Below are 19,826 nucleotides of genomic sequence, written 5' to 3'. Positions count from 1 at the left end.
TTCGTTGCCTTTTTACTTTTACCTTTACCTTGGTCCCGCACTCACCAGCGCAGCGCCCGCCGGGGTATCGGTATACTTCTCGAAGTTCTCAATAAACAGCTTCGCCAGCGATTGCGCTTTTTCTTGCCACTGCTCCGGTGAGCCGTAGGTATTACGCGGATCGAGAATGCGCGTCTCTACGCCCGGCAGCGCCGTTGGGATGGCCAGATCAAACATCGGCAACGTAAAGGTTTCCGCATCATCCAGCGAACCATTCAGAATGGCGTCGATAATGGCGCGGGTATCTTTAATCGAGATACGCTTGCCGGTGCCGTTCCAGCCGGTATTTACCAGGTAGGCCTGCGCACCGGCTGCCTGCATGCGCTTCACCAGCACTTCGGCATACTGCGTTGGGTGCAGAGAGAGAAACGCTGCGCCAAAACAGGCCGAGAAGGTCGGGGTCGGCTCGGTGACGCCACGTTCGGTACCTGCCAGCTTGGCGGTAAAGCCCGAAAGGAAGTGATACTGAGTCTGGCTCGCGGTCAGACGAGATACCGGCGGCAGCACGCCAAACGCATCGGCGGTAAGGAAGATGACCTTCGTGGCATGACCCGCTTTCGATACCGGCTTCACAATATTGTCGATATGGTAAATCGGGTAACTCACGCGGGTGTTTTCGGTTTTTGACGCATCGTCAAAATCGACGCTACCGTCGGCACGGACGGTAACGTTCTCCAGCAGCGCGTCGCGACGGATGGCCTGATAGATATCCGGTTCCGCTTCGGGTGAGAGACGAATGGTCTTGGCATAGCACCCGCCTTCGAAGTTAAACACGCCGTCATCATCCCAGCCATGTTCATCATCGCCAATCAGACGGCGCTTCGGATCGGTGGAGAGAGTCGTCTTTCCAGTGCCGGAAAGGCCGAAGAAGACCGCTACGTCACCCTTCTCGCCCACGTTAGCCGAGCAGTGCATAGAGGCAATGCCTTTCAGCGGCAGCAGGTAGTTCATGACCGAGAACATCCCTTTTTTCATTTCGCCGCCGTACCATGTTCCGCCAATCAGCTGAATACGCTCCGTGAGGTTGAATGCCACAAAGTTCTCGGAATTCAGCCCCTGCTCTTTCCACTGCGGGTTGGTGCACTTCGCGCCGTTCATCACGATAAAGTCAGGTTCGAAATCCTGTAATTCTTCATCGGTCGGGCGGATAAACATATTTTTGACGAAATGTGCCTGCCAGGCCACCTCAGTGATAAAGCGCACCGAGAGACGGGTATCGGCATTGGCACCACAGAAAGCGTCGATAATAAACAGACGCTTGCCAGAAAGTTGATGGGTGACCAGCGATTTCAGGTGCTGCCATGTTTCAGGGGAAAGCGGTTTGTTGTCGTTTTTCCCTTTACCATTATCTGCCCACCACAGGGTGTCACGGGTCGTGTCGTCACGGACAATATACTTATCTTTTGGCGAACGGCCGGTAAAGATACCGGTATCAACGGCGATAGCGCCGGTATTCGTTAATATCCCGCGTTCGTAGCCTTCCAGTGCCGGATTAAGCTCTTCCTGATACAGCGTATCGTAATCGGGGTTATAAACGATTTCCTGGACGTCGTGAATACCATAAGCCTTGAGATCTTGCGGGGTTAAACTTTTAACGCGCATGTCACTGCTCCTTAGCCAATATGTACTGCCTAAAATTGTAGGGTTTTTCTGAGTTTGTTGACCGCGACGGGGCTCATAGATTTACGTATCCGGACAAAACCCTTTTAACGGAAAACGCTGTAACTCCTGTCACTCCGCGGCACAGATTATGGCAGGATTCATTTTTTGGTTGGAGAAAATGTTCCTAAAAGGTTAAGAGGTGGTGATTTAATCCAAAAGAATGTGAATGTAATCGCATACATGAAAGTAAATTACGTAATACTTACAGAATGGAAAGTGATTCGCATAACGTAAACGGAGAGAAAAAGATGAGTCAGGCTGGGAGGCGCGGGAAAAAGGAAGCGAGAAGAAGATGAACTGCCCTGCAGAGAGGGCAGTTCATAACAGGATTAGTGAACCTGCGGATCCGCCGGAGAGGCGTTATTACGAATTTCTGCTATATCCATGGCGTTAAAGACATAGTGTGAACCGCAGTAATCGCAGTTCATGTCGATCTCACCGTCTTCCGCCAGAATGCTGTCGATCTCTTCATCCGGCAGCGTTTTCAGTGCGCCTGCACAGCGTTCACGGGAACAGGTGCACTTGAACTCTACATCCTGTGGATCGTAAAGCGTGACCTCTTCTTCGTGATACAAACGCCACAGTACATCATTCGCGGGTAGCGTCAGCAGCTCTTCCGCTTTGATGGTTTCGGTAAGCGTAGCCAGGTGTTCGAAATCATCGCCCTGCGCATTCTGCGCTGGCAGTACCTGCAGCAGCATACCGCCCGCGGCGGGTTTACCTTCTACTTCGCCGGTACGGATAAACAGACGAGTAGGTAACTGCTCGGAGCGCATAAAGTAATCTTCCAGGCAGGCGGCCAGGGTATCGCCTTCCAGACCTACCACGCCCTGATAGCGTTCGCCCTCTTCCGGGGTGATGGTGATCACCAGGAAGCCGTTGCCGACCAGCGTTTTCAGGTCTGCACCTTCCGGGATGTCGCCCTGCACGCGCGCAACGCCGCGCATTTGCTGCTGGTTATTACCGTTAATCACGGCCAGGTTCATTGGCCCGTCACCCTGCAACTGCACGGTAATGTCGCCCGCGAACTTCAGCGTGGCGGTGAGCAGGCTGGTGGCAACCAGCAGCTCGCCAAGGAGGGTTTTCACCGGCAGCGGATAGTTGTGGTTTTCCAGAATCTGCTGCCAGGTTTCAGATACAGTCACCAGCTCGCCGCGAACAGCAAATTGCTCAAACAGATAGCGGTGTAATTGGTCGTGTTGGGCCATAGTTTTCTCTCGTTTAACGACGATCACTCATTTTCGCCGTATTTAAATTTTATCAGGTTGCGGCGCTCTTTCTTGTCCGGTCGCCTGTCGGGATGCGGCATGGTCAGGGCATTCAGCTTGCGCGCCTGCGCCGTTTTTTCGCGTTTCTCGATGCTTTCTGCGGTCTCTTCATAGAGCAACACGGCTTCGGTCGCGGGTCGACGTTGTTCAGTGATGGCTTTGATCACCACCGTACGCTCGTCATTTCCCTGACGCAGCGTCAGGGTGGCATTCAGTTCAACAATCTTGCTGGGCTTAGCGCGCTGCCCGTTGTAGTGCACTTTGCCGCCGTCAACCATCTCGCGGGCCAGGGCGCGCGTTTTATAAAAACGGGCAGCCCACAGCCATTTATCCAGTCTTACCCCATCAGAGGGTTTTTCTTTCATGGCGTCTCCTTCACGCTGAGTGAGGGGATCATCCGGCGATAATCGTTCAGTCCCGGATGGCGCAGGTAGCTTTTTTCTGCCAGACCAGAATCAGGATTGGTCACACCCAGACAATAACGGATACCAAATTGCGCGGCGGCATCCAGAATCGGCTCACTGTCGTCAATGAACAGCGTTCTTTCAGGCTGCAATCCGGTTTGCTCAGCCACCGCCTGCCACAAACGCTGATCCTCTTTCGGATAACCAAATGTGTGGGTGGAAAGTAATAAATCAAGGTGTGAGGCCAGTCCGGTATGTTCCAGCTTCACGGCCAGGTTATGAGGATGCGCATTCGTCAGCAAGATGCGTCGCTTGCCGCACGCTTTCAACGCCTCCAGGAAAGGAACCGTGTCTTCACGAAGTACCGCGCGTGCCCCCTGGGCGGTGGTCATCGCGCAGATATCCAGACCGAGGCGCTCGCTCCAGTAATCCAGGCAGTACCAGTTTAGCGTATGCTGCACGGCATGATACTGCTGACGAATATAATCCTGGGCTTCTGCCGGAGTGATGCCCTGCTGCGCGCCGTAAGTTTCGGGCACCAGCTTTTGCCAGAAATAGTTATCAAACGCGAGGTCGAGCAGCGTGCCGTCCATATCCAGCAGGACGGTATCAACGTCCTGCCAGGTGATATCAAGGTGCATGAGGGGGGACTCTCCAGCCAGAAGAAAGATGCGCGACAGGGTAGCACATCTTGTCGCGCAGCAGCGTTATCCGATCAGGCTTTCAGGAGAGGGAATGAGCTTCGGATTAAGGCAATTATCATAGTACTGCTGGATTTCATCCAGACGAGTGCGCGAGCGCTGATAGCGGCGCAGCGCCAGGAAACCATTCCAGATAATACAGACAGCCAGCGCCAACATCAGCAGGGTGGTGGAGATATAGCGCCAGAGCCCTGCGCTATCCGGCATACGATGCAGATCAACATGGCGGGTACCGTTGGCATCGGTAAAGATACCGGTGACAATCCCCTCCGCGCTGAACGGCGTTTGCATCAGCATCTGCGCCAGGCGCTGGAACTCGCCCCACTGTTCCTGAGGCGGATAGTCATACAACGCCACCGGTGGATAGGGTTGATCGACCAGATCGGTGCCTTCATCGCTGATAATGATAAAGCCACCGGGAGCCGGGCTGTTCAGCGCCTGCGCTGCACGGGAGGTTTCACGTATCACGAACGGCGCGGTGGAGGTCGCTACCAGATTATCGAGAGACTCCGCACTGACCGGGCGCAATAGTACGTTCACGCCATCCAGTCGGCCGGCGCTGGCACGTTTGACCAGCGTCTCCCAGTCTTTACTGTTACCCAGATTCACCAGCGCATTTTTCAGCCTCACGCACTCATCCTGCGCTGAACAGAGATCCTGCGTTTTCATCACGATGTCGCCGAAGTCATCCAACAGCACCATGCCTGATTTCTGAATGGCCGAGCGGAGCGCCGGGCTAACGCGAGAGTTCGTGTCTGGTTTCGGGTGGAGCTGGTTACTCAGCGCCTCGGTTAACGCAACGGCTTTGTTAACGGTGTCGGACTCCGGCAGCGGCAGCGGCGGGGCGTCATTCCAGATAAGTTGTGAGCAGTCAAACGGCGAGAACGGCGAGTTCTGTCGGGTCGTCCAAGTGCCAGGCGCGTGGATGTTACACATTCCTGTTCCTTTCAGACGCAGGGTGTCACCCACGCGGATACCTGCTTCTTCAAGCTGTTTGACGCTGGTGGCCTCAACGGTTTGCGCCCCTTTAATCCATGACAGGGTGAATTTGAGCGGCATATCCAGCGGCACCAGGAAGAACAGCATCGCCAGCACAATGGCTGCGCCGCCCGCAATGACGGTACTACGCAGCCAGTGCTGGAGGGGGAAGTTTTTTACTTCATCGTGCAGGGATAAATAGCGCCCCTGGCGCACGACGTGCCTGTCGAGATAGATATCAATATCGGTTTTTTGTCCGATGTCCTGGGCAATCCACTGCTGCCAGTGACGGGGATAAATCAGGTCGATAATACCGAGCGAAATATTGATATGGTCCTGATCGGTCTCGCCAAACAGACCCCAGCGTTTTGGCGTACCGCGCAGGCAGTGAATTTCACGCAGGGTATTTTTCGCTGGCGGGGCAAAAAGCCCCCATAAACCGGCAGCCAGCAGCAGAACACCGCCGCCAGCCAGCCAGGGAGCAAACACGTCTGGCGTAACCAGGCAGAAGAAGAACAGCAGGAAAGAGGCCACAATCAGTACCGCTTCGCGGATCCCGTCCGGGCGGCTTAAGGCATACTCTTCGTGCGTCTCCTGTCGGATATTAAGCAACTCGATTTGCTCGGTCTCTTCACCGCGGATAGAGGCCTGGGTAGCGCTGACATGTTCCAGCGCAAAGCGAGGCGCTTCCTGCACATACTCACCAATGGTGTGGCCGTTAAGGGCAATCACCAGTGGAATGGAGTCGGTCTGAATCAGTTCAACGCTGTTTTCATCATTGATGTACTGCTCCCAGAACGGCGGCAGGTGGACTTCGGCAGAGTCCAGGTAATAACGCCACTTGTTGGGATCGTCAGTGGTAATGCCGTAGCGGGTAATAGAACGTGTTACGCAAAGCACGGTATTGCTCTGCGCATTCAGAGTAAGGGAAACCGGTGCCGCGCTGGCGCCTGTAGGACCTGGCGTTAGCTGAATGCGGTTAAAGGCGTCAAGATATTGCTCAACGGCACTGCGCTCTTCGGCAGTGAGTTTACGCGTGCCTGCGCCAGCAAACGCATTTAAAAAGGGCAGTCGATACTGACGTTTTGCCCGACGCCTGTACACCCACCCTGCAATCATTGCGCAGGCCAGCATAGCAGCGATAAAAAACAAAATGGTGCTCATGCTTTCCCCATCTTACTTATTTTACAGGTGTAATCAGTTGCACCTTTTACAATGAATGAGAATCTGTGTTCGGCTATCGGCATGTGTGGAGTCAAACTTGAGCAATTTGAAACGCGTCCCAGTGATCCGTCATGATAGCAAAGGCAATCTATGGCGGATATCAGCAAATTCCTGGACATATTTCAACCTCTTGACTTTCAGTTTGAAATAGGGGATGAATCCCTATAAGTTGCATAAATGTAAATACAGAGCGATGAACATTGCCGAACCCGTGCGGCATATCGCACAATGACGTGAGTCCACTCAGCAAAGACCCCCCAATATGAGCAAACCATTACAAAAGCCCACGATTCTGAATGTTGAAACTGTCGCCAGGTCGCGTCTGTTTAATGTCGAAAGCGTGGATCTGGAATTCAGCAACGGCGTGCGTCGCGTCTATGAACGTATGCGGCCGTCCACGCGCGAAGCGGTAATGATTGTTCCGATTATTGACGATCATCTGATTCTGATCCGCGAATATGCGGTAGGTACAGAGTCTTATGAACTGGGGTTCTCGAAAGGGCTTATCGACCCGGGTGAATCTGTCTTTGAGGCAGCAAACCGTGAGTTGAAAGAAGAGGTGGGTTTTGGTGCGAAGGATCTCACGTTCCTGAAAAAACTGAGCATGGCGCCGTCCTACTTCTCAAGCAAAATGAATATTGTTCTGGCAGAAGATCTCTACCCGGAGTGGCTGGAGGGCGACGAGCCCGAGCCGCTGCCGCAGGTACGCTGGCCGCTGGCGCATCTGATGGATCTGCTGGAAGAACCTGATTTCAATGAAGCGCGCAACGTCAGTGCGTTGTTCCTGGTGAGGGAATGGCTAAAAGGACAGGGGCGGTTGTAATCGCTTATAAAAAAATAGCCCGGCGAGCCGGGCTATTTTTATGGCTGTCAGAACAGCTCGTGCGTTTCGCCGTTATCAATTAGCGTTGTACCTACCTCGTGCACAGCCTGCTGCGTTGGCTGGGTGCCCTCGATAAAGAACTCTTCACGACTGTTGCCGCCGTTCGCTAACTGACCGGTGCTGCGGTCGATATTCACCGTGATCACGCCTGGCGGCGGGGTCAGAGGTTGTTCCGGTACGCCGTCCAGGGCCACCTTCATATAGGCATCCCATGCTGGCTGAGCACTCTTCGCTCCGCCTTCGTAGCCCGAGATCTGATCCTTAATGGCGCCAGAGGCAGTGGTACGGCCCAAATCACGGCGGTGATCGTCAAAGCCGATCCAGACGGAGGTCACCACCCCCGGGCCGTAGCCGGAGAACCACGCATCTTTCGAGCTGTTGGTGGTACCGGTTTTTCCGCCGATATCTCGACGCTGTAAATCACGTCCTGCGCGCCAGCCTGTGCCCTGCCAGCCCGGCTCACCAAAGATATTGGTGTTGAGCGCGCTTTTAATCAGGAAGGAGAGCGGGGTGTTGATGACGTGCGGAGCGTACTCCTGCGCACCCACCTGCGACACCAGCGCCTGGTTAGCCTGCTCGAGCTTCGGCATTGGCACGGTGGCGTTTTGCTGCTCCTGCGACACGGCAACATCTTCCATATCTTTGCCTTCCAGCACGTCAGACTTCGGCGTGTTGCCATAAATCACCGGAATATCACACTCCGGGCAGGCAATTTTAGGCTTCGCTTCAAAAATCACGCCGCCCTGATCGTTCTCGATTTTGCTGATGAAGTACGGATCGACAAGGAAACCGCCGTTCGCCATCACCGCATAACCGCGCGCCACCTGCAGCGGCGTAAAGGAGGCGGAACCCAGCGCCAGCGATTCGGTATGGACAATGTTCTGTGCCGGGAAACCGAAACGCTGAAGGTACTCAGCGGCATAATCCACGCCCATGGCACGCATCGCACGTACCATCACCACGTTCTTCGACTGACCCAGCCCCTGACGCAGGCGGATAGGCCCGGAATACTCCGCCGGGGAGTTTTTCGGACGCCAGTCGGAACCGGCCCCGGCATCCCAGCGAGAAATCGGCACGTCGTTCAGAATACTGGCGAGCGTCAACCCTTTATCCATCGCCGCGGTATAGAGGAATGGCTTGATATTCGAGCCGACCTGGCGCAGCGCCTGGGTTGCACGGTTGAATTTGCTCTGGTTGAAATCGAAGCCACCTACCAGCGCCAGCACGGCACCGTTGTGGGGATCGATTGAGACCAGCGCAGAGTTGACGTCCGGAACCTGTGCCAGCCACCAGCTGTCTCCGACCTGGCGGATCCAGATCTGCTGGCCCGCCTGGACGGCATCGGTCACTTTACGTGGCGTTGGGCCCTGTGCGGTATCAGAGCGGTACGGACGCGCCCAGCGGATCCCTTCCATACGCAGTGACACTGAGGTGCCGTCGGCCATCATCGCCGTGGCCTCTTGCGGGTTGGCGCTGGTCACGACTGCGGCGATAAGCGGGCCATACGTCGGCAGCGTTTTCAGGGAATCCGTGATTTTTTTGCTATCCCAGGCCGCTTCACCCACCTTCCACAGGACGTTCGACGGGCCACGGTAACCGTGGCGCATATCGTAATCCATGACGTTATTACGCACGGCCTGCTGCGCACCCTGCTGCACTTTGCGGGTGATGGTGGTGTAAATACGATAGCCATCTTCGTACGCCTGCTCGCCGTAGCGGGAAACCATCTCCTGACGCACCATCTCGGTGAGATAAGGGGCCGAGAAGGCGATTTCCGGGGCGTGATAGTTGGCGTTAATCACCTCGTTACGCGCCTGCTCGTACTGCGTCTGGCTGATATAGCCTTCGCTCAACATACGCGACAGCACCACGTTACGACGGGCAGTTGCGCGCTCCAGCGAGTAGAGCGGGTTAAAGGTTGACGGCGCCTTCGGCAGGCCGGCAATGGTCGCCATTTCGCTTAACGTCAATTGATCGATCGACTTACCAAAATAGACCTGAGCCGCAGCCCCCACGCCATAGGCGCGATAGCCGAGATAGATCTTGTTGAGGTAAAGCTCAAGGATCTCGTCCTTGTTCAGCAGTTGTTCGATGCGGATCGCCAGGAACACTTCTTTGATCTTTCGAATCAGCGTCTTTTCAGGGCTGAGGAAGAAGTTACGCGCAAGCTGCTGGGTAATGGTACTTGCACCCTGAGACGCATGGCCTGAGAACATCGCGACGCTGGCGGCACGGAAAATCCCCACCGGGTCAACGCCATGATGCTCATAAAAACGGCTGTCTTCCGTTGCGATGAACGCTTTCACCATCACCGGCGGAATCTGATCTAAAGTCAGCGGGATACGGCGCTTCTCACCGTATTGAGCAATGAGCTCGCCATCAGCGCTATAGACCTGCATGGGGATTTGGAGTCGCACATCGCGCAGCGTGGCAACATCAGGTAGCTGGGGCTCTACATATTTGTACAAACCAATAATCGAGCCTGCTCCAAGCAGAATGCAACAGACTGCAAGGATCAATAAATACTTTACGAACTTCACCGGAGATTTTCCATTTAGTTGGACCTGGGCAGTTTCTAAACAATCGCGCGGTAGTATAAAGGCAAGCCTGGATCATTGATATAGCCGTCATCCCCGGCGGTGATAAGGAGATCGTGAAACATGGCGTTCAAAACATGGCGAACAGGCCTGCATATTCAACAGGATAAGGTGCTTGCCGTCGCACTGGTCAAGGAGAAGGCGGGCTGGGGTTTACGCCGCTGGTGGCAGATCCCGCTGGTGCCTGGCATCATCCGCGACGGGCAAATTTTGCAACCCCAACAGCTGGTAACCGCGCTGGGGGAGTGGCGTAGGCTGCTGCCACAGCAGCATCAGATTTTCCTCGCGTTCCCTGCTTCCCGTACCCTGCAGCGCACCCTGCCGCGCCCGGAAATGACCCTGCGTGAAAACGAGCAGGTGGCCTGGATTCACACAGCCATCAGTCGTGAACTGGAGATGGCTCCTGATGCGCTACGCTTCGACTACACCGAAGACACCTTCAGCCACGCTTTTCACGTCACTGCGGCGCAAAACAGAGAGATTGCGACGCTACTTGATCTGGCAGTGGCGTTACGGCTGCGGCTGACAACCATTACCCCCGATGCGGGTGCGCTGGCGCATTTTCTTCCCTGGCTCAGCTTGCCGGCCCAGTGCATCGCCTGGCGCGACAAGGATCAATGGCTATGGGCGATGCGCCACCAGTGGGGGCGGCGAACGCTGGTCGAGGCGGAGACGCCAGATCGGCTGGCGGCCCTGCTGGCGCTGCAGCCAGAGGAGATCGTCTGCTGTGGTAGCGATAGCTTCGACCCCTGGGCAACGCTCTCTTATTGCCAGCCTCCGCTCCCGGAAAATGGTGGAGAATTTAGCGTAGCGCTGGCGCTGGCCATGGGGGAGGGCGCCCAGTGAGAACCGCCAATTTACTGCCCTGGCGCCAGAGCCGCCAGCGCCTCTGTGTGCGCTTCTGGGGACTGCTGTTTACCGGCTCACTGTTTCTAGTCCTGTCGCTGTACCTGAGCGGACGGGCCAGCCATTTCGCTTCTTTGCCAGTATCTCAGCAGTGGCGCGACAGCAACCTGACGCTAAAGCAGGCGCTCGAACAGCGCAAAAAACAGTGGCTGGCGATGCAGAATCAGCGCCAGCAGCGGCAACGCTGGGAGCAGAAAAAAGCCGCCACTCGCGACTGGCAGCCGGTGCTAACCACCCTTTCAGACACTCTGCCCGCGCAGGCATGGCTTACCCGTCTGCGCTTTCAGCAATCCACACTCTACCTGACCGGTTTCACCTCCACGCCAGGCGCCCTGAATCGGCTGGAGCGCGCGCTTGAGGGATTCCCCGGTTTCCTGCTCAAGCCCGCAGGCGAGATGCGACAGGATGCGCAGGGACGCTGGCAGTTTAGCTACGCCCTGAGTAAGCGGGAGGAGAATGATGCCGGTCCCCTTTGAGCGCTGGTACGCGCTTACGCCGCGCGGGCGATGCGCCGTCTGGCTGGCCAGTTCCCTGTTGTTGCTATTGGGTTGGTGGCTCTCGTTTTACCGCCCAGCTCAACAACAGCTCATTTCGCTGGAGGCGCAGCGACAACGTGAAGCGGCTTCTCATCGCGCTATGTGGTCTGCGGCGAGAAAACTCTTTCCGCCCCCGGCTGAGGCAATAACTTCTCCCGCTCAGCCTTTTACGCCGCTGGCGTTCAACGCCAATGGCCTGCGTCTGGTGCGCTGGCAACCGGCTGCGGCAGGTGGGGAACTGGTCCTGGATGCCACCTGGGCAGTAATCCCTGCGCTCTTCAGCTTGCTGGCCCAGCGTGATGTGGCGGTGACGAGCTTTAGCGTTGCGCCAGAGCAGCAAAGTTTACAGGTGGTTTTACAACTGGAGCGCCAGAATGCGGGGTAGGAGGATAGGGTGGCTGCTTATCAGCCTGCCCCTGTTGCTGGGCATGCGCGACCCGTTTCAGCCGCCGCCGTCGAACTGCCCCAACGGCAAAACAGGCGAGTGGCGCTATTCAGGGGTAGTGAGTGGAAAGAGGCCGCTCGGGATTGTACGGGATGCGAATGGCCGCTGGCTTCGCGTGCGGGACGGTGAAACGCTGCCCACCGGCTGGCGAGTGCTGGCATTTAATGAGAAGGAACTCGTCATCGATACCTTAGCTGCGTGTGAACCGCAGCACTGGCGATGGCCACGAGAAGGAACAACAAAAAATGAGAACAGGGATCGTCGCGCTATTACTGATCTGCACGCCGCCGCTGATGGCTAAGCCCACAACCATCAGCCTGGTGGTGGACGAGGTACCCGTCGCGCAGGTCCTGCAAGCGCTGGCCGAGCAGGAAAACCGCAATCTGATCATCTCTCCCGAGGTGGCGGGCAAGGTATCCCTACGGCTGACGGACGTGCCGTGGCGCCAGGCAATCCAGACGGTGGTGAACAGCGCCGGGCTGGTACTGCGGGAAGAGAACGGCATTTATTTCGTTCATACCGCTGTATGGCAGCAACAACAGCAGGCGGGCAAGGAGGCTGAGCGCAATAAAAGGGCCCAGAACGCTCCGCTGGAAGCGCGTAGCATCCCCCTCTCCTATGCGGATGCCAGCGATCTGCAGGCTGTGGCGGAGAAACTGCTCAGTGCCAGGGGGACGCTGGCGGTGGACAAACGCACCAACCGGCTGCTGGTTCGTGATAGCCGGGCAGTCCTGGAGTCAATATCGCGCTGGGTTGAGCAGATGGATCTGCCCGTGGCACAGGTTGAACTGGCCGCGCATATTGTCACCATCAGCGAAAAGAGCCTGCGTGAGCTGGGGGTAAAGTGGAACCTGGCGGAAGCGCAGCAGGCGGGTAAACCCGGGCAGCTCACCACGCTGAACAGCGAGCTGGCGGTCGCCAATGCTACCGGGCGGCTGGGGTTCAATATCGGGCGGATTAACGGTCGGCTGCTGGATATTGAGCTCTCTGCGCTGGAGCAGAAACAGCAGCTGGAGATCATTGCCAGCCCGCGGCTATTGGCCTCGCATATGCAGCCTGCCAGCATCAAACAGGGCAGTGAGATCCCGTATCAGGTCTCCAGCGGAGAGAGCGGTGCCACCTCGGTAGAATTTAAAGAGGCGGTGCTGGGGATGGAGGTGACGCCCGTGGTACTGGCCAACGGACGCGTGCGCTTAAAGCTGCGGATCAGCGAAAATACCCCAGGCCAGGTATTGCAGCAGGCGGAGGGGGAAACGCTGGCGATCGATAAGCAAGAGATTGAAACCCAGGTCGAAGTCAAAAGCGGTGAAACGCTGGCGCTAGGCGGCATTTTTTCGCAGAAGCATAAAACCGGCAGTCAACGGGTTCCGGGGCTGGGAGGGCTTCCGTTGTTAGGGCAGCTATTTCGCCATGACGGAAAAGAGAGAGAGCGCCGGGAGCTGGTGGTTTTTATTACGCCTCGTCTGGTGACGACGCGCTAACAGGTAACGATCCCCGTAGTGATTTTGCATTCAGTTTGTTGCAGATGTTTGACGTGGGGCATGAATTAGCATACAAGGAGTACCGATTTGAGTGTCAGCTTGTCTGGTCATGCGCCTTTACGCCTTAAGCTTCTGGTCCGGTGATTTATTCTGTTGCCAAACAACCGGGAGTACTGAGATAATTTTTAGTCTGACTCTCGCTCTATCGCATATGAGGTTTCAGTTCATGCCCTGTTACGCCAGGTGTCGGCGAAGCGGGTTTACCATTAACGAATAGTCTTAGTAGTACCGAAAAAATGGCAGAGAAACGCAATATCTTTCTGGTTGGGCCTATGGGTGCCGGCAAAAGCACTATTGGGCGCCAGTTAGCTCAACAACTCAATATGGAATTTTACGATTCTGATCAAGAGATTGAGAAACGAACCGGAGCTGATGTGGGCTGGGTCTTCGATGTAGAAGGCGAAGAAGGTTTCCGTGACCGTGAAGAAAAAGTTATTAATGAACTTACGGAAAAACAGGGCATCGTGCTGGCAACCGGCGGCGGCTCTGTAAAATCACGCGAGACCCGTAACCGTCTCTCCGCCCGTGGTGTCGTGGTTTATCTCGAGACGACCATCGAAAAACAGCTGGCACGTACGCAGCGCGATAAAAAGCGCCCATTACTGCAGGTTGAAACGCCTCCGCGCGAAGTTCTGGAAGCCCTTGCAGGTGAACGCAATCCGCTGTACGAAGAGATTGCTGACGTCACCATTCGCACGGACGATCAGAGCGCTAAAGTGGTCGCAAACCAGATTATTCATATGCTGGAAAGCAACTGATTCTGGCTTAATACACACTCGCCTGCGGGTATAAGCATTTAAGGTGGATGTCGCGTCATGGAGAGGATTACCGTCACTCTCGGGGAACGTAGTTACCCCATCACCATCGCGGCTGGCTTGTTTAACGATCCAGCTTCCTTTTTGCCACTGAAAGCGGGCGATCAGGTGATGCTGGTCACCAATGAGACGCTGGCGCCGCTTTATCTCGAAAAAATCCGCCTTCTTCTTGAAAAGGCGGGTGTGAAAGTCGACAGCGTCATCCTGCCGGATGGCGAACAATTTAAAAGCCTGGCGGTTCTTGATACCGTCTTCACCGCGCTGCTGCAAAAACCGCACGGTCGCGATACGACGCTGGTTGCCCTTGGGGGCGGCGTTGTTGGCGATCTAACCGGTTTCGCTGCGGCAAGCTATCAGCGCGGTGTGCGCTTTATTCAAGTTCCTACCACACTGCTTTCGCAGGTGGACTCCTCCGTGGGCGGCAAAACGGCCGTTAACCACCCGCTTGGCAAAAACATGATTGGCGCGTTCTACCAGCCCGCTTCGGTGGTGGTGGATCTCGACTGTCTGCAAACCTTGCCTGCGCGTGAGTTAGCCTCTGGCCTGGCGGAAGTGATCAAATACGGCATTATTCTCGACGGTGAGTTCTTTAGCTGGCTGGAAGAGAATATGGATGCGCTGTTGCGTCTGGATGGTCAGGCGATGGCGTACTGCATTCGTCGGTGCTGTGAGCTGAAAGCAGAAGTCGTTGCCGCAGACGAGCGCGAATCCGGCTTACGTGCTTTACTGAATCTGGGGCACACTTACGGTCACGCTATTGAGGCCGAAATGGGCTACGGCAACTGGCTGCACGGCGAGGCGGTTGCTGCGGGCATGGTTATGGCGGCCCGCACTTCTGAACGCCTGGGACAGTTTACCCCCGACGAGACGCAACGCATCATTACCCTGCTCAAGCGCGCTGGCTTGCCAGTAAGCGGCCCGCAGGAGATGTCGGCGCAGGCTTACCTGCCTCATATGATGCGCGACAAAAAAGTATTGGCTGGCGAGATGCGTCTGGTGCTCCCGCTGGCAATAGGAAAGAGTGAAGTACGCGGCGGAGTGCCGCACGATGTCGTTCTTGGCGCTATTGCTGATTGCCAGCAAGCGTAACAACTAGAAAGGTCCGGCTACCGTAAAACGTAGCCATTTTGCTTCAGGTGATATGCAGCGTTGTAAGCATGAGCCGTTGAGTGGGGTGTTAAATGGATGAATTCAAACCAGAAGACGATCTGAAACCCGATCCCAGCGATCGTCGTACTGGTCGTACTCGTCAATCTTCAGAACGTGATAACGAGCCGCAGATTAATTTTGATGACGTTGATCTTGATGGTGACGACCGCCGTCCGTCGCGAGCCCGCACGGCACGCGATGAGCGTGAAGAAGAGTATGAGTCCGAAGATGATTCAATGGACGAAGCGCCCGTAGAGCGTCGCCCGCGTAAACGTAAAAAAGCCGCCGCTAAGCCCGCCTCCCGCCAGTATGTGATGATGGGGCTGGGTGTGCTGGTTCTGCTGCTGTTGATTATTGGCGTCGGTTCCGCACTCAAAGCACCTTCTACCCCGTCGGCTAACCAAAGCGCAAATACGGAAAAGAGTATCGATCTTTCCGGTAACGCCGCCGATCAAGCTAATGGCACTCAGCCAGCCCCGGGCACGACCTCTGCAGAGCAGACTGCTGGCAATACTCAGCAAGAGATTTCTCTGCCGCCAGTCTCTTCCACACCGACTCAGGGTGAGGCAGCTGCCGCGCCTGAGGGCCAGCAGCGTGTAGAAGTTCAGGGCGATCTGAATAATGCGCTGACTCAGCCGCAGGGTCAGACGCAGGTTAACAACGTTGTCAGCTCTACGCTGCCGGCGGAACCGGCTACCGTTGCGCCAATTCGTGGTGCGAATGGCCAGCAAACCGCCGCGACCGAATCAACGCCTCGCCAGACCCAGACTGCACCGCGTCAGGAACGCAAGCAGGCGGTTATCGAGCCGAAGCGTGAAACCAAACCACAGCCCGTAGCCAAAGCCGCAGAGCCAAAACCAGCCGCGCAGCCTAAGCACAGCGAAACCGTGACCAGCGCACCGGTAAAAGCGCCGACCACAGCAGCGCCGTCTGCGCCGAAGGCGACCGCAACGGCACCTGCCGCTCCTGCAGCGACAGCCACTGCAACCAGCAGCGCGGGTAAAACCACTGGCAACGTCAGTTCGCTGAAATCTGCACCCTCCAGCAACTATACGTTGCAGCTGAGCAGCTCATCGAACTATGACAACCTGAACGGTTGGGCTAAAAAGTCGAACCTGAAAAACTATGTGGTCTATCAAACCACGCGTAACGGTCAGCCATGGTACGTGCTGGTAAGCGGTGTTTATGCTTCTAAAGATGAGGCGAAACGCGCTGTTTCCTCGCTGCCAGCGGACGTTCAGGCGAAAAACCCATGGGCTAAACCTATCCGTCAGGTTCAGTCCGATTTGAAATAATCTGTGAAGCGCAGGATGCTGTCGGAGCTTTCTCCACAGCCGGAGAAGGTGTAATCAGTTAGTCAGCATGAAAAAAAATCGCGCTTTTCTGAAATGGGCAGGGGGGAAATACCCCCTGCTTGATGATATTAAAAAACACCTGCCGAAAGGCGAGTGCCTTATCGAGCCCTTTGTCGGGGCCGGGTCGGTATTTCTCAATACCGATTTTTCTCGTTACATCCTGGCGGATATCAACAGCGACCTGATCAGCCTCTATAACATCGTTAAAGAGCGAACAGACGAGTTCGTTGATGAGGCCCGTAAGCTTTTTACGCCTGAGCATAATCATCCGGACGTTTACTACCAGTTCCGCACTGAATTTAATCAGAGCCAGGAGCCTTTCCGCCGTGCGCTGTTGTTCCTCTATCTCAACCGCCATGGCTACAACGGCCTGTGCCGCTATAACCTGCGCGGCGAATTTAACGTGCCATTTGGCCGTTATAAGCGCCCCTATTTCCCGCAGGCCGAGTTGTATCACTTCGCCGAAAAAGCGCAGAATGCAGAGTTCCACTGCCTCTCGTATGAGGAGTGTATGGATCGTGCTGATGCAAACTCGGTGGTCTACTGTGACCCCCCTTACGCCCCCCTGTCTGCCACAGCGAATTTTACCGCCTATCACACCAACAGCTTCAGCCCTGCCGAGCAGGCGCGTCTGGCGGAGATGGCGGAAAAGCTGGTCAGCAAAAGAATACCGGTGTTAATTTCGAATCATGACACGCCTGATACGCGCGAATGGTACAAAGCCGCGAAGCATTATCAGGTGAAGGTGCGCCGTAGCATCAGCAGCAACGGCGGCACACGTAAAAAGGTGGACGAACTGCTGGCTCTCTATCGACCCTGAGCCGTTTCGCCCGCCGCTATAAACTTTTCAAGGAGATGCGGATGAAACAGTATTTGATTGCTCCCTCAATTCTGTCGGCCGATTTCGCCCGCCTGGGTGAAGATACCGCGAAGGCGCTGGCTGCCGGCGCGGATGTGGTTCATTTCGACGTGATGGATAACCACTATGTGCCGAATCTTACCATCGGCCCGATGGTACTGAAGGCGCTGCGCAGTTACGGTATCACCGCGCCGATTGACGTACATCTGATGGTCAAGCCGGTTGATCGCATCGTGCCGGATTTTGCCGCCGCAGGTGCCAGCATCATTACTTTCCATCCGGAAGCCTCCGAGCACGTAGACCGCACCCTACAGCTGATTAAAGAGCACGGTTGTAAAGCCGGACTGGTGTTCAACCCGGCCACGCCGCTGAGCTACCTGGATTACGTGATGGATAAGCTGGATGTCATTCTGCTGATGTCCGTCAACCCGGGCTTTGGTGGTCAATCCTTTATTCCTCAAACGCTGGATAAGCTGCGTGAAGTCCGCCGCCGTATCGACGAATCTGGCTACGACATTCGTCTTGAAGTGGATGGGGGAGTGAAGGTCAATAATATTGGTGAAATCGCAGCGGCAGGTGCGGATATGTTTGTCGCCGGTTCTGCCATCTTCGATCAGCCGGACTACCGCAAAGTGATTGATGAAATGCGCAGCGAACTGGCAAAGGTAAGTCATGAATAAATTGCAGGCAATTCGGGGTGTAGCCTTTGACCTCGACGGTACGCTGGTGGACAGCGCACCGGGTTTAACCAGCGCCGTCGACCAGGCGTTATACGCACTGGAGCTGCCCGTTGCGGGCGAAGAGCGGGTCATTACCTGGATCGGCAACGGTGCCGATGTGCTAATGGAGCGCGCATTAAGCTGGGCGCGCCAGGAGCGCGCCATTCAGCGCGCCGCACAGGGCAAACCGGGCGTTGACCATGCGGATATCCCTCAGGAAGAGCAGGTACGTATCCTGCGCAAACTGTTTGACCGTTTCTATGAAGAGACGGTTGAAGAGGGCAGCTTCCTGTTCCCGGACGTTGAGGCCACGCTGAGTGCGCTGCATGCCAAAGGCTTGCCGCTGGGGCTGGTGACCAATAAGCCGACCCCCTTTGTTGCCCCACTGCTGGAAGCGCTGAATATCGCCCACTATTTCTCAGTGATTGTTGGCGGCGACGACGTACAGAACAAAAAACCACACCCGGAGCCGCTGTTGCTGGTGGCGGGAAAATTATCCTTATCGCCGGAAGCGCTGCTCTTTGTGGGTGATTCCCGCAATGATATTCTGGCTGCGAAAGCTGCGGGGAGCCCCTCCGTTGGCCTGACCTATGGCTACAACTACGGTGAAGCCATTACCCTCAGTGAGCCGGATTACGTCTTCGACCACTTTAAAGATTTACTGCCCGCACTCGGGCTCCCGCACAGTGAAAATCAGGAATTGAAAAATGACTAAGCCCATCGTTTTTAGTGGCGCACAGCCCTCAGGTGAACTGACCATTGGCAACTACATGGGTGCGCTGCGTCAGTGGGTAAACATGCAGGATGACTATCACTGCATTTACTGCATCGTTGACCAGCACGCGATCACCGTGCGTCAGGATCCACAGCAGCTGCGTAAAGCCACGCTGGATACGCTTGCCCTCTATCTGGCCTGCGGTATCGATCCTGAGAAAAGCACCATTTTCGTTCAGTCTCACGTGCCGGAGCATGCGCAGTTGGGTTGGGCGTTGAACTGCTACACCTATTTCGGTGAGCTGAGCCGTATGACTCAGTTCAAAGATAAATCTTCCCGCTATGCCGAAAACATTAACGCCGGTCTGTTCGATTACCCGGTGCTGATGGCTGCAGATATTCTGCTGTATCAGACCAATCAGGTTCCGGTTGGCGAAGACCAGAAACAGCACCTGGAGCTGAGCCGCGATATCGCCCAGCGCTTTAACGCCATCTACGGCGAGATCTTCAAAGTTCCGGAGCCGTTCATTCCGAAATCCGGCGCGCGCGTAATGTCTCTGCTGGAGCCGACCAAAAAGATGTCCAAGTCGGACGATAACCGCAACAACGTTATCGGCCTGCTCGAAGATCCGAAAGCGGTGGTGAAAAAACTGAAACGCGCCGTGACCGACTCTGATGAGCCGCCAGTGGTACGTTACGACGTGCAGAACAAAGCGGGTGTCTCTAACCTGCTGGATATCCTCTCCGGCGTGACCGGCCAGAGCATTCCGGAGCTGGAGCAGCACTTCGAAGGTAAGATGTATGGCCACCTGAAAGGCGAAGTTGCTGATGCGGTGTCCGGTATGCTGATTGACCTGCAGGAGCGTTATCACCGTTTCCGTAACGACGAAGCTTTCCTGCAGAAGGTGATGAAAGACGGGGCGGAAAAAGCCAGTGCCCGTGCGTCTGAAACCCTGAAGGCGGTCTACGAAGCGATTGGCTTTGTGGCAAAACCGTAAATACAGCGAAGTCTCAGTTAAAAAAACCGGGGA

19 protein-coding genes are annotated in these 19,826 nt (G+C 55.7%); 13 read left to right on the top strand and 6 right to left on the bottom strand.

All coding sequences use genetic code 11. From position 1 onward, the window contains the following. Nucleotides 1-24: 24 nt before the first annotated feature. The 5 genes from pckA to JZ655_RS19325 all read right to left on the bottom strand — a co-directional run bounded on the left by pckA (nucleotide 25) and on the right by JZ655_RS19325 (nucleotide 6,216). Nucleotides 25-1,641 (bottom strand): phosphoenolpyruvate carboxykinase (ATP), encoded by a 1,617-nt coding sequence (pckA, locus tag JZ655_RS19345; protein WP_046886763.1) that lies wholly within the window; start codon nucleotides 1,639-1,641, stop codon nucleotides 25-27. Nucleotides 1,642-2,030: 389 nt separating this feature from the next. Beyond that, nucleotides 2,031-2,909, bottom strand: coding sequence for an Hsp33 family molecular chaperone HslO (gene hslO / locus JZ655_RS19340; RefSeq protein WP_040078654.1), 879 nt, complete (start codon nucleotides 2,907-2,909; stop codon nucleotides 2,031-2,033). 23 nt (nucleotides 2,910-2,932) lie between these two features. Further along, on the bottom strand, nucleotides 2,933-3,334 hold the full coding sequence (hslR, locus tag JZ655_RS19335) for a ribosome-associated heat shock protein Hsp15 (RefSeq protein WP_040078288.1): 402 nt from the start codon (nucleotides 3,332-3,334) through the stop codon (nucleotides 2,933-2,935). Further along, a complete protein-coding gene (gene yrfG / locus JZ655_RS19330) occupies nucleotides 3,331-4,014 on the bottom strand; it encodes a GMP/IMP nucleotidase (RefSeq protein WP_207292523.1) in 684 nt (227 codons plus the stop codon). The genes hslR and yrfG overlap by 4 nt, the downstream gene beginning before the upstream one ends. Before the next feature lie 66 nt (nucleotides 4,015-4,080). Then, nucleotides 4,081-6,216, bottom strand: coding sequence for an intracellular growth attenuator family protein (locus JZ655_RS19325; protein WP_207292522.1), 2,136 nt, complete (start codon nucleotides 6,214-6,216; stop codon nucleotides 4,081-4,083). 322 nt (nucleotides 6,217-6,538) lie between these two features. Here JZ655_RS19325 and nudE point away from each other — a divergent pair, with 322 nt between their 5' ends. Then, complete coding sequence (gene nudE / locus JZ655_RS19320) at nucleotides 6,539-7,099, top strand: ADP compounds hydrolase NudE (protein WP_046886761.1); 561 nt, start codon at nucleotides 6,539-6,541, stop codon at nucleotides 7,097-7,099. Nucleotides 7,100-7,146: 47 nt separating this feature from the next. On the opposite strand, the gene mrcA is transcribed toward nudE, so the two are convergent. After that, a complete protein-coding gene (gene mrcA / locus JZ655_RS19315) occupies nucleotides 7,147-9,699 on the bottom strand; it encodes a peptidoglycan glycosyltransferase/peptidoglycan DD-transpeptidase MrcA (RefSeq protein WP_046886760.1) in 2,553 nt (850 codons plus the stop codon). Between the two features lie 120 nt (nucleotides 9,700-9,819). Between mrcA and JZ655_RS19310 the strand changes: the two genes are divergently transcribed. The 12 genes from JZ655_RS19310 to trpS all read left to right on the top strand — a co-directional run bounded on the left by JZ655_RS19310 (nucleotide 9,820) and on the right by trpS (nucleotide 19,793). Then, the gene (locus tag JZ655_RS19310) at nucleotides 9,820-10,602 is read left to right on the top strand and encodes a type IV pilus biogenesis protein PilM (RefSeq protein WP_207292521.1); all 783 of its coding nucleotides are present in this window, start codon (nucleotides 9,820-9,822) and stop codon (nucleotides 10,600-10,602) included. After that, on the top strand, nucleotides 10,599-11,138 hold the full coding sequence (locus JZ655_RS19305; protein ID WP_207292520.1) for a PilN domain-containing protein: 540 nt from the start codon (nucleotides 10,599-10,601) through the stop codon (nucleotides 11,136-11,138). Before JZ655_RS19310 ends, JZ655_RS19305 begins: the two co-directional genes overlap by 4 nt. After that, nucleotides 11,119-11,583: a HofO family protein gene (locus tag JZ655_RS19300; RefSeq protein ID WP_207292519.1), complete on the top strand. Its 465-nt coding sequence runs from the start codon at nucleotides 11,119-11,121 to the stop codon at nucleotides 11,581-11,583. The genes JZ655_RS19305 and JZ655_RS19300 overlap by 20 nt, the downstream gene beginning before the upstream one ends. After that, a complete protein-coding gene (locus JZ655_RS21685) occupies nucleotides 11,573-11,944 on the top strand; it encodes a HofP DNA utilization family protein (protein WP_425352458.1) in 372 nt (123 codons plus the stop codon). Before JZ655_RS19300 ends, JZ655_RS21685 begins: the two co-directional genes overlap by 11 nt. After that, on the top strand, nucleotides 11,889-13,124 hold the full coding sequence (gene hofQ / locus JZ655_RS19290; RefSeq protein ID WP_207292517.1) for a DNA uptake porin HofQ: 1,236 nt from the start codon (nucleotides 11,889-11,891) through the stop codon (nucleotides 13,122-13,124). Before JZ655_RS21685 ends, hofQ begins: the two co-directional genes overlap by 56 nt. A 296-nt stretch (nucleotides 13,125-13,420) precedes the next feature. Continuing rightward, entirely contained in the window at nucleotides 13,421-13,942 is a 522-nt protein-coding gene (gene aroK / locus JZ655_RS19285; protein ID WP_010436374.1) for a shikimate kinase AroK, read from the top strand. Between the two features lie 57 nt (nucleotides 13,943-13,999). Further along, complete coding sequence (aroB, locus tag JZ655_RS19280; RefSeq protein ID WP_040078301.1) at nucleotides 14,000-15,088, top strand: 3-dehydroquinate synthase; 1,089 nt, start codon at nucleotides 14,000-14,002, stop codon at nucleotides 15,086-15,088. Between the two features lie 92 nt (nucleotides 15,089-15,180). Further along, nucleotides 15,181-16,443, top strand: coding sequence for a cell division protein DamX (gene damX / locus JZ655_RS19275; RefSeq protein WP_207292516.1), 1,263 nt, complete (start codon nucleotides 15,181-15,183; stop codon nucleotides 16,441-16,443). Between the two features lie 67 nt (nucleotides 16,444-16,510). Further along, nucleotides 16,511-17,323: an adenine-specific DNA-methyltransferase gene (gene dam / locus JZ655_RS19270; RefSeq protein ID WP_040078303.1), complete on the top strand. Its 813-nt coding sequence runs from the start codon at nucleotides 16,511-16,513 to the stop codon at nucleotides 17,321-17,323. Between the two features lie 41 nt (nucleotides 17,324-17,364). Next, nucleotides 17,365-18,042 (top strand): ribulose-phosphate 3-epimerase, encoded by a 678-nt coding sequence (rpe, locus tag JZ655_RS19265; RefSeq protein WP_040078304.1) that lies wholly within the window; start codon nucleotides 17,365-17,367, stop codon nucleotides 18,040-18,042. After that, nucleotides 18,035-18,796: a phosphoglycolate phosphatase gene (gph, locus tag JZ655_RS19260; protein WP_040078305.1), complete on the top strand. Its 762-nt coding sequence runs from the start codon at nucleotides 18,035-18,037 to the stop codon at nucleotides 18,794-18,796. The genes rpe and gph overlap by 8 nt, the downstream gene beginning before the upstream one ends. After that, the gene (trpS, locus tag JZ655_RS19255) at nucleotides 18,789-19,793 is read left to right on the top strand and encodes a tryptophan--tRNA ligase (protein ID WP_040078306.1); all 1,005 of its coding nucleotides are present in this window, start codon (nucleotides 18,789-18,791) and stop codon (nucleotides 19,791-19,793) included. The genes gph and trpS overlap by 8 nt, the downstream gene beginning before the upstream one ends. Nucleotides 19,794-19,826 lie beyond the last annotated feature (33 nt).

It is taken from the genome of Leclercia pneumoniae, from assembly GCF_017348915.1.
In the GTDB taxonomy this organism is placed as follows: domain Bacteria; phylum Pseudomonadota; class Gammaproteobacteria; order Enterobacterales; family Enterobacteriaceae; genus Enterobacter; species Enterobacter pneumoniae.
This window is presented reverse-complemented; position numbering and strand designations above follow the sequence as displayed.

Bases quoted from the DNA above. Each gene is read 5' to 3' on its own strand.
- yrfG (WP_207292523.1), bottom strand. From the start codon at position 4,014: ATGCACCTTGATATCACCTGGCAGGACGTTGATACCGTCCTGCTGGAT.
- damX (WP_207292516.1), top strand. From the start codon at position 15,181: ATGGATGAATTCAAACCAGAAGACGATCTGAAACCCGATCCCAGCGAT.
- hslO (WP_040078654.1), bottom strand. From the start codon at position 2,909: ATGGCCCAACACGACCAATTACACCGCTATCTGTTTGAGCAATTTGCT.
- nudE (WP_046886761.1), top strand. From the start codon at position 6,539: ATGAGCAAACCATTACAAAAGCCCACGATTCTGAATGTTGAAACTGTC.
- rpe (WP_040078304.1), top strand. From the start codon at position 17,365: ATGAAACAGTATTTGATTGCTCCCTCAATTCTGTCGGCCGATTTCGCC.
- trpS (WP_040078306.1), top strand. From the start codon at position 18,789: ATGACTAAGCCCATCGTTTTTAGTGGCGCACAGCCCTCAGGTGAACTG.
- JZ655_RS19300 (WP_207292519.1), top strand. From the start codon at position 11,119: ATGATGCCGGTCCCCTTTGAGCGCTGGTACGCGCTTACGCCGCGCGGG.
- aroB (WP_040078301.1), top strand. From the start codon at position 14,000: ATGGAGAGGATTACCGTCACTCTCGGGGAACGTAGTTACCCCATCACC.
- dam (WP_040078303.1), top strand. From the start codon at position 16,511: ATGAAAAAAAATCGCGCTTTTCTGAAATGGGCAGGGGGGAAATACCCC.
- JZ655_RS19325 (WP_207292522.1), bottom strand. From the start codon at position 6,216: ATGAGCACCATTTTGTTTTTTATCGCTGCTATGCTGGCCTGCGCAATG.
- pckA (WP_046886763.1), bottom strand. From the start codon at position 1,641: ATGCGCGTTAAAAGTTTAACCCCGCAAGATCTCAAGGCTTATGGTATT.
- hslR (WP_040078288.1), bottom strand. From the start codon at position 3,334: ATGAAAGAAAAACCCTCTGATGGGGTAAGACTGGATAAATGGCTGTGG.
- gph (WP_040078305.1), top strand. From the start codon at position 18,035: ATGAATAAATTGCAGGCAATTCGGGGTGTAGCCTTTGACCTCGACGGT.
- JZ655_RS19310 (WP_207292521.1), top strand. From the start codon at position 9,820: ATGGCGTTCAAAACATGGCGAACAGGCCTGCATATTCAACAGGATAAG.
- hofQ (WP_207292517.1), top strand. From the start codon at position 11,889: ATGAGAACAGGGATCGTCGCGCTATTACTGATCTGCACGCCGCCGCTG.
- JZ655_RS21685 (WP_425352458.1), top strand. From the start codon at position 11,573: ATGCGGGGTAGGAGGATAGGGTGGCTGCTTATCAGCCTGCCCCTGTTG.
- aroK (WP_010436374.1), top strand. From the start codon at position 13,421: ATGGCAGAGAAACGCAATATCTTTCTGGTTGGGCCTATGGGTGCCGGC.